Origin of the sequence: Desulfovibrio sp., assembly GCF_035644575.1 — a bacterium.
In the GTDB taxonomy this organism is placed as follows: Bacteria; Desulfobacterota; Desulfovibrionia; order Desulfovibrionales; family Desulfovibrionaceae; genus Desulfovibrio.
This window is the reverse complement of the sequence record NZ_DASQOG010000199.1, coordinates 1-6,391: the sequence shown is the minus strand read 5'-3', so window position 1 is coordinate 6,391 and position 6,391 is coordinate 1. Positions and strand designations below refer to the sequence as shown.

The following is a 6,391-nucleotide window of genomic DNA, read 5'->3' as shown; positions in this document are numbered from 1 at the left end:
CAACAATCCCAGCGGCGCGGCCTGGAGCAATGACGGCATTGCTGCGGCCCTTGAAAAGGCCTTCTGGTGCGACCGCATCGCCGCCTTTGGCGGGGCCGTGGTGGTCAACCGTCCCTTTACCCGCGAAGCTGCGGAAATTGTCGCCGCCAACTATTTTGAAGTGGTTGCCGCTCCCTCCTTTGAAGAAGGCGTGGTAGACATACTCAAGGGCCGCAAAAATCTGCGCATCATGGAACTGCCCGGCCTTGGGCGGCTTGAAGAGCTGACCAGCTCGGCCTTTCTGGATATCAAAAGCCTGGCTGACGGCGGTATTATTGTGCAGAAGTCCTTTGTGAACCGCATTCTTGAAGCCAAGGACTTTTTGCCCGCCACTGCCACCACCAAGGACGGTGTTTCCGTGGCCGCCCGCGCTCCCAGCAAGCAGGAGCTTGACGACCTGCGCTTTGCCTGGGCTGTGGAAGCCGGGGTTACGTCCAACTCCGTCATTTTTGTGCGCGACGGGGCCACCCTTGCCATTGGCACGGGTGAACAGGATCGCGTGGGCTGCGTGGAACTCGCTATCCACAAGGCGCATACCAAGTATGCGGATACGCTTGCCTTCCGCGAACTTGGCCTGTCGCTCTACGAGCTCAAGGAAAAAGCCGCCACCGATGCGGCTATGGCCGCCAGGCTTGCGGATATTGAAAGCCGCACAGAAGCCTCCCATGGCGGATTGGCCGGGTCTGCACTTGTTTCGGACGGGTTCTTCCCCTTCCGTGACGGGGTGGACGTGGCTGTGGCCCAGGGCGTTGCGGCCATTGCACAGCCCGGCGGCTCCATGCGCGATGCTGAAGTGATTATGGCCTGCAACGAGGCCAAGCCGCAGGTCGCCATGGTGTTTACGGGGCAGCGTTCCTTCAAGCACTAGGGGCTTTTCTCAATAATTCTTTTGGCCGATGACTGCGTCAGCCAGCATTTTTTACTCCAGTCATGGACAGAAAGAGTCCACTCCTGTCGTAAAAAACACTGTTTTCCTTGTCCTCGGCGCAAAATCTTTTATTGAGAAACAAGCCCCTGGAGCAGATTAACATTGAAAATGTTTATCTGTGCTGTGATGAATGGCTTTTGTCCCTGACGCTGTCAGGTGCGCGGCCCGGCCTGGTCAACGTGAAATTTCGCGTTCCGGTCGGGCCGCAAGCCTTTGCGACTAAGAACTGCGCCATATCTTGTGCAAACTCATTGAGCGCAATACAATTGTGAGCACTGCTCCACAGGGCCGCCGCATGCAGCACTCCTCGCCACAATCCGACTTGTCTCATCCTGCCTGCGGTTCAGCGGCTGCGTCCATGCCCCGGCTGTGCGTATCGGCTCTTTCTGGCGGCGGCGGCAAAACGCTGCTCTCGCTGGGGCTCACGCGCGCCCTTGCCGCGCAGGGGCATACGGTCAAGCCCTTCAAAAAAGGGCCGGACTATATTGACGCCGCGTGGCTGACCATGGCCGCCGGAAGGCCCGCCACCAATCTTGATCCCTACATGCTCCGGCCGGAACGCCTCAAGGCCCTGTTTGCGCATGCCATGCGCAAAACACAGGCGCAAAGCGGCGCAACAGAAGTGCTCGGGATGATTGAAGGCAACCGGGGGCTTTTTGACGGCATGGACGTGGCGGGCTCATGCTCCACAGCGGAGCTGGCGCGTATGCTTGGCTGCCCCATCATCCTCAGCATCAACTGCACAAAGATGACGCGCACGGCGGCTGCTCTGGTGCACGGCATGACAACCTTTGAACCGGGGCTGCAATTTGCGGGAGTGGTGCTCAATCAGGTGGGCACGGCACGCCACGAGTCCCTGCTGCGCAAGGTTATTGAGGAATATACGGATGTGGCCGTGCTTGGGGCCTTGCCGCGCCTGAAAGACAACCCGCTGCCCGAGCGTCACATGGGCATTGCCTCATGCGGCGATGAACTTTCGCCCGAGGCCCGCGCTGTGCTCGACAAGCTTGGCGGCTTTGTGGCCGAATGCATCAATCTTGAAGCCGTGATGGCTGCGGCCCGCACGGCGGCCATTGCCGATCCCTGGCCGGAGCAGGCAGAGCCGTTTTGGCCAGCCAGCGGGGCAGTCGATGCAGCGGTGGATATGGCGGCGGAATGTTTTAGTTCTGTGGAAGCGCCAACGGAAGCGCCGCACCCGGGCACCCCCGGTTCGGTTGAAAAGCCCGGCGGCAAGGGGGCCGATGCGCAGACCGTCAAATCCGCCCGCCCGCCGCGCATAGCCTATGTGCGCGACAGCGCCCTGTGGTTTTATTATGAAGAAAATCTTGAGGCCTTGGAGCGCGCTGGTGCGGAGCTGGTGCGGCTTGAGATCGTGGGGCCGCGTTCCGGCGTCTGGCCCGTACTGCGCGGCGAAAAACCGCAGCATGCCGAAGCCGGGGAAATTGACGGCCTCTACCTGGGCGGGGGCTTTCCCGAAGATTGCGCTGCTGCCCTCAGCGCTTCGCCCCACCTGCGCACCTTGGCCGCATGGGCTGGGGCGGGCCTGCCCATCTATGCAGAATGCGGCGGCTTCATGCTGTTGTCTCAGGGCATAGAACGCGATGGCGTGCTCTGGCCCATGAGCAATATCTTCCCCGTTGTTGCCCAGTTTTGCGGCAAACCGCAGGGACTTGGCTACGTGCACGGAACAGTGGTGGAGGAAAATCCATTTTTACCCAAAGGGCTGGAAATTCTTGGGCACGAATTTCATTATTCGCGCTGCTGCTGGCAGGGTGCTGCGCCCCTGCACGGCCTGCGCCTGCGCAAAGGGCAGGGCATGGGGCGCGAGGCAGAGCCGGACGGGCAGAAAAAGGGCGAAACTGCCAAGCAGACCAGCGCGCCCGCTCTGGACGGGCTGCTGCGGCAGAATGTCTGGGCTTCGTACACGCATATTTTCGCCCCGGCAGTTCCCTGCTGGGCCCCCAATTTTGTGGCGGCTGCCGCCCGCTTTGCTCAGGGGCGCTGATGCCCGGAGGGTGCTGAAATGTCGGAAGCAAGCCTTGTTTCTGTGGTCATTCCTGTCTGGAACCTCTGGGACATGACAGAGCCTTGTCTGCGTTCGCTGGCTGAGCATTCCGCAGGCGAAAATATGGAAGTGGTGGTTGTGGACAATCACTCCACAGACGCAACGGTTTCTGAACTTGAACCATTGGGCGAGGCCCTGTTTGGTGCGGCATTCAAGGCCGTGCGCATGGACGAAAATGTGGGTTTCGCCAGGGGCTGCAATGCCGGGGCTCAGGCTGCGGGCGGCGATCTGCTGTTTTTTCTCAACAACGACACTTCGCTTACCCCTGACTGGCTGCCGCCTTTGCGCGAGGTCATGGCTGATCCCCGGATTGGCGCGGCTGGGCCGTTGCTGCTGTACCCTGACGGCACCGTGCAGCACTGCGGCATCTACGTGAATCCCTTCAATGCGGTGGGGCATCTTTACGAGCACCTGCCCGGCAGCTTTGCCGCAGCACGCAAACCCCATCCCTTGCAGGCCATAACCGGCGCGGCCATCATGCTGCGCAAGGCGCAGTTTGAAGCCTGCGGCGGCTTTCATGAAGGGTTCCGCAACGGATTTGAGGACATTGACCTGTGCTTTGCCCTGCGTGCGCAGGGGCTGAAACTACGGGTGGAGAGCCGTAGCGTCATTTATCATCATACAAGTCGGACGCCGGGCCGCTTTGCCCATGACAGGGAAAATTGCACCCTGCTCATGCAGCGCAAAGGGGGGGCAGTGCGCCCAGATGAACACGTGCTGGCAAAGCTGGACGGATACGACCTGTGTATTGGTGAAAATCTCGATACCTGGATGGTGCTGCCCGAGGAAAAGCAGCAGCGCATAGGTGCGGAGTTCAGCAGCAAGCCCTTTAATAGCGAAGCCTGCAAGGCTCTGTTGCGTGCCGAACCCCTTTGGCTTGAGGGCTGGCTCTTGCTGGCACGGCATCAAGAGCAGGCGGGCGACCTCGTTGCCGCAACGGGCACGCTCATGGAATGCCTGCGGCTCATGCCCGACCCGAGGGTGTGCAAAGCCTTGTCGCAGCTTGATCCCCAGGCTGTATTCGAGGGCGGCATGTGCGACGCGGCAACGGCAAAGGCCCGTGTGCAGCAGGCGCGCCGTGCGGCTTATGCCAACGGTGATACAGCTCTTGCCCAGTTGCTCGGCCAGTGGCTTGTGGAGCATGCTGACTGAAGGGGTGAGGCTCCGAAAATTAAAAAATCGCGGCAGAGACAAGCTCTGCCGCGATTTTTTGTCATCAACTCAGGTTATAGTGACCTAGAATCGTGCAACGATCAGGTCTTCAAGACTCCGCTTCGGCACATAATGGACGCCTTCAGCATCGCGCCAGTAAGCAGTTGCGCCGCCCTCGGGCATGGGGGCCACGACGCGCTTTTCCTTGGCAAGGCCAAGGCCCAGCACCAAAGCAATTTTCATGTCTTCCGGCACGTTCAGCAGGGAAGGCGCGGCCTGATGGTCAAAGGACTGAATCATGCAGCAACCCCAGTCTCGGCTGGTGGCGGCAAGCTGGATGGTCTGGGCCGCAATGCCCACATCCATGCAGGTCAGCTCCTTGCCCGTCTTGGGCATAAGAATGACCACAAAACCTGTGGGTCGGTCGCCGGGGTGCGGGCCGCCCCAATCTTTCAGAGCGCCCGCCCAGCGGGTGAAAGCGAATAGTTTTTGGCAGGTTTCACCGTTGCCCACAAGCATGAAGCGCAGTTCCTGTCCATTTTTGGCGCAGGGAGCTACGCGTGCGCAGTCCACAAGCCATTCCAGGTCGGCCATGCCAAGCGGCTGGTCTTCATAAAAGCGGCGGCAGGTGCGGGCCGCTTCCGCGAGCGCTTTAAAATCCATAGCTGGCTCCTTGGTTATTCCGGGGCAAACCCGGTCATTTGCGTCAGACAGGTTCACTTTACACTGTTACCAACAGGAACCACAACTGGCTCCATTGGATACACGCGCCAAGAAAATCACCGGAAACGCCGCCGTGATCCCGCGTAGTGTCGATCATGCTGTGGATCAGCAAAAATTGGCCAAAGGCCAGCAGGGGCAAGCGCCAGAAAGGGCAATTGCCCAAAAGCAAAACCAGTACAAGCATGCCCGTTGCCAGCACAACTTGCCAGCGGGCCAGTTGTGGGCTTGAGCCAGCGCAGGCAAGACCGCCGAGCGAGCGTTCATCGTGCGGGGCCGTATATGCCGCCAGCCAGATGCAGGCTGCGCGGCCCCAGGCTGGTGCGAGCAGGGGGGCAATCCACTGGCCGGTGGAAAGGTGCCATGTGAGGGCCAGCCATAGGCCGCTGAAGGCAACAAGCAGATGCAGCGCACCAAATGCGCCAAGGCGGCTATCCCGCAGTACAGCCCAGAAGCGTTCGCCGCTGGCGCCGCTGCTTACGGCATCACCAAGATCAGACAGCCCGTCCCAGTGCAAGCCTCGCGTTGCCCATATTTCGCAGAGTATCCAGGCCCACGCGGCAAGGGCTGCGACAAGGCAACGGCCCGCAAAGCCCGTGTCTGGCGCTTCAAATACCCAAAGGCAGAGAAAGGCGGCTGCCGTGCAAAGTGCGCCGAGCACCAGACCCACCGGGGCAAAAAAAGGCATGGCCACGCTGAGGGAATCTGCGGTGCAGCAGGGGCGAGGGGGGACAAGGCGGGTCAAAAAAGCCAGGGCGTCATGAAAGCGCCCTGGCCAGGATGTCACAGAAGTGAATGCCACGTTTTATTACCGCGTCTGGGGATGGTTGAACGCCAGCGCATAGAGATGGTGGAAAAAGTCCACGTACTCCACGTTGATTCTGTCCGGCACCTTGATACGCGAGGGAGCAAAGTTCAGAATGGAGGTAATGCCTGCGTCCATCAGGTGCTGCGCGGCCCTTTGCGCCCGCTCCGGCGGGGTGGTGATGATGCCTATCTCGATGTTCAGATCAGTCACCATGTCCTTGAGGTCGCGTGTGCAATGCACTTCAAGACCGTGGACAATTTCGCCGATTTTAAACGGGTCGCAGTCAAAAATGCCCACAATGTTGAATCCGCGAGAGCGAAATTCGCCGTGGTTCAGGATGGCCTTGCCGAGGTTGCCGACGCCGATCAGCGCCATGCGCCATTCGCGGTCAACACCCAGGGATGAGGTAATGGCGGCAATGAGCGATTTGACATGATAGCCAACGCCACGGATGCCGAATTCGCCGAAGTAAGCAAGATCTTTGCGCACCTGCGAGCCGTTGACGCCGCAGGCTTCTGCAAGGGGATTGGATGAAATAACTTCGACACTGTCACGTGCGAAATTTTCCAGCACCTGAACATATGTGGCAAGGCGCTGGATAGTCGCGCGGGGGATGTGTTTGCTTTTGGGTGGGTTGACCATGTTGTACCTTCTGGGATGCCAAGCGTGTCTTGTTGTT

The 6,391-nt window shown here is 59.9% G+C and carries 6 protein-coding genes; 3 read left to right on the top strand and 3 right to left on the bottom strand.

The window, feature by feature from the left end; translation table 11 throughout:
• The 3 genes from VEZ52_RS11115 to VEZ52_RS11105 all read left to right on the top strand — a co-directional run.
• On the top strand, positions 1-907 hold a 907-nt coding region (locus VEZ52_RS11115), incomplete at its 5' end, for an IMP cyclohydrolase (protein ID WP_324836868.1).
• Between the two features lie 418 nt (positions 908-1,325).
• A complete protein-coding gene (locus VEZ52_RS11110; protein ID WP_324836867.1) occupies positions 1,326-2,972 on the top strand; it encodes a cobyrinate a,c-diamide synthase in 1,647 nt (548 codons plus the stop codon).
• Positions 2,973-2,990: 18 nt separating this feature from the next.
• Entirely contained in the window at positions 2,991-4,184 is a 1,194-nt protein-coding gene (locus VEZ52_RS11105; protein ID WP_324836866.1) for a glycosyltransferase family 2 protein, read from the top strand.
• 84 nt (positions 4,185-4,268) lie between these two features.
• Here VEZ52_RS11105 and VEZ52_RS11100 read toward each other — a convergent pair whose 3' ends face one another.
• Genes VEZ52_RS11100 through VEZ52_RS11090 form a run of 3 tightly spaced genes read right to left on the bottom strand, consistent with a single transcriptional unit; the run spans position 4,269 to position 6,354 of the window.
• Positions 4,269-4,847, bottom strand: coding sequence for a nitroreductase family protein (locus tag VEZ52_RS11100; protein ID WP_324836864.1), 579 nt, complete (start codon positions 4,845-4,847; stop codon positions 4,269-4,271).
• Positions 4,848-4,905: 58 nt separating this feature from the next.
• Entirely contained in the window at positions 4,906-5,706 is an 801-nt protein-coding gene (locus VEZ52_RS11095) for an adenosylcobinamide-GDP ribazoletransferase (protein WP_324836863.1), read from the bottom strand.
• A gap of 6 nt (positions 5,707-5,712) precedes the next feature.
• Positions 5,713-6,354 carry a redox-sensing transcriptional repressor Rex gene (locus VEZ52_RS11090; protein ID WP_022658857.1) on the bottom strand — a complete coding sequence of 214 codons (642 nt, stop codon included), beginning with the start codon at positions 6,352-6,354 and terminating at the stop codon, positions 5,713-5,715.
• Positions 6,355-6,391 lie beyond the last annotated feature (37 nt).

Coding starts and splice junctions, on each gene's coding strand:
- VEZ52_RS11110 (WP_324836867.1), top strand. CDS start 1,326: ATGCCCCGGCTGTGCGTATCGGCTCTTTCTGGCGGCGGCGGCAAAACG.
- VEZ52_RS11105 (WP_324836866.1), top strand. CDS start 2,991: ATGTCGGAAGCAAGCCTTGTTTCTGTGGTCATTCCTGTCTGGAACCTC.
- VEZ52_RS11100 (WP_324836864.1), bottom strand. CDS start 4,847: ATGGATTTTAAAGCGCTCGCGGAAGCGGCCCGCACCTGCCGCCGCTTT.
- VEZ52_RS11090 (WP_022658857.1), bottom strand. CDS start 6,354: ATGGTCAACCCACCCAAAAGCAAACACATCCCCCGCGCGACTATCCAG.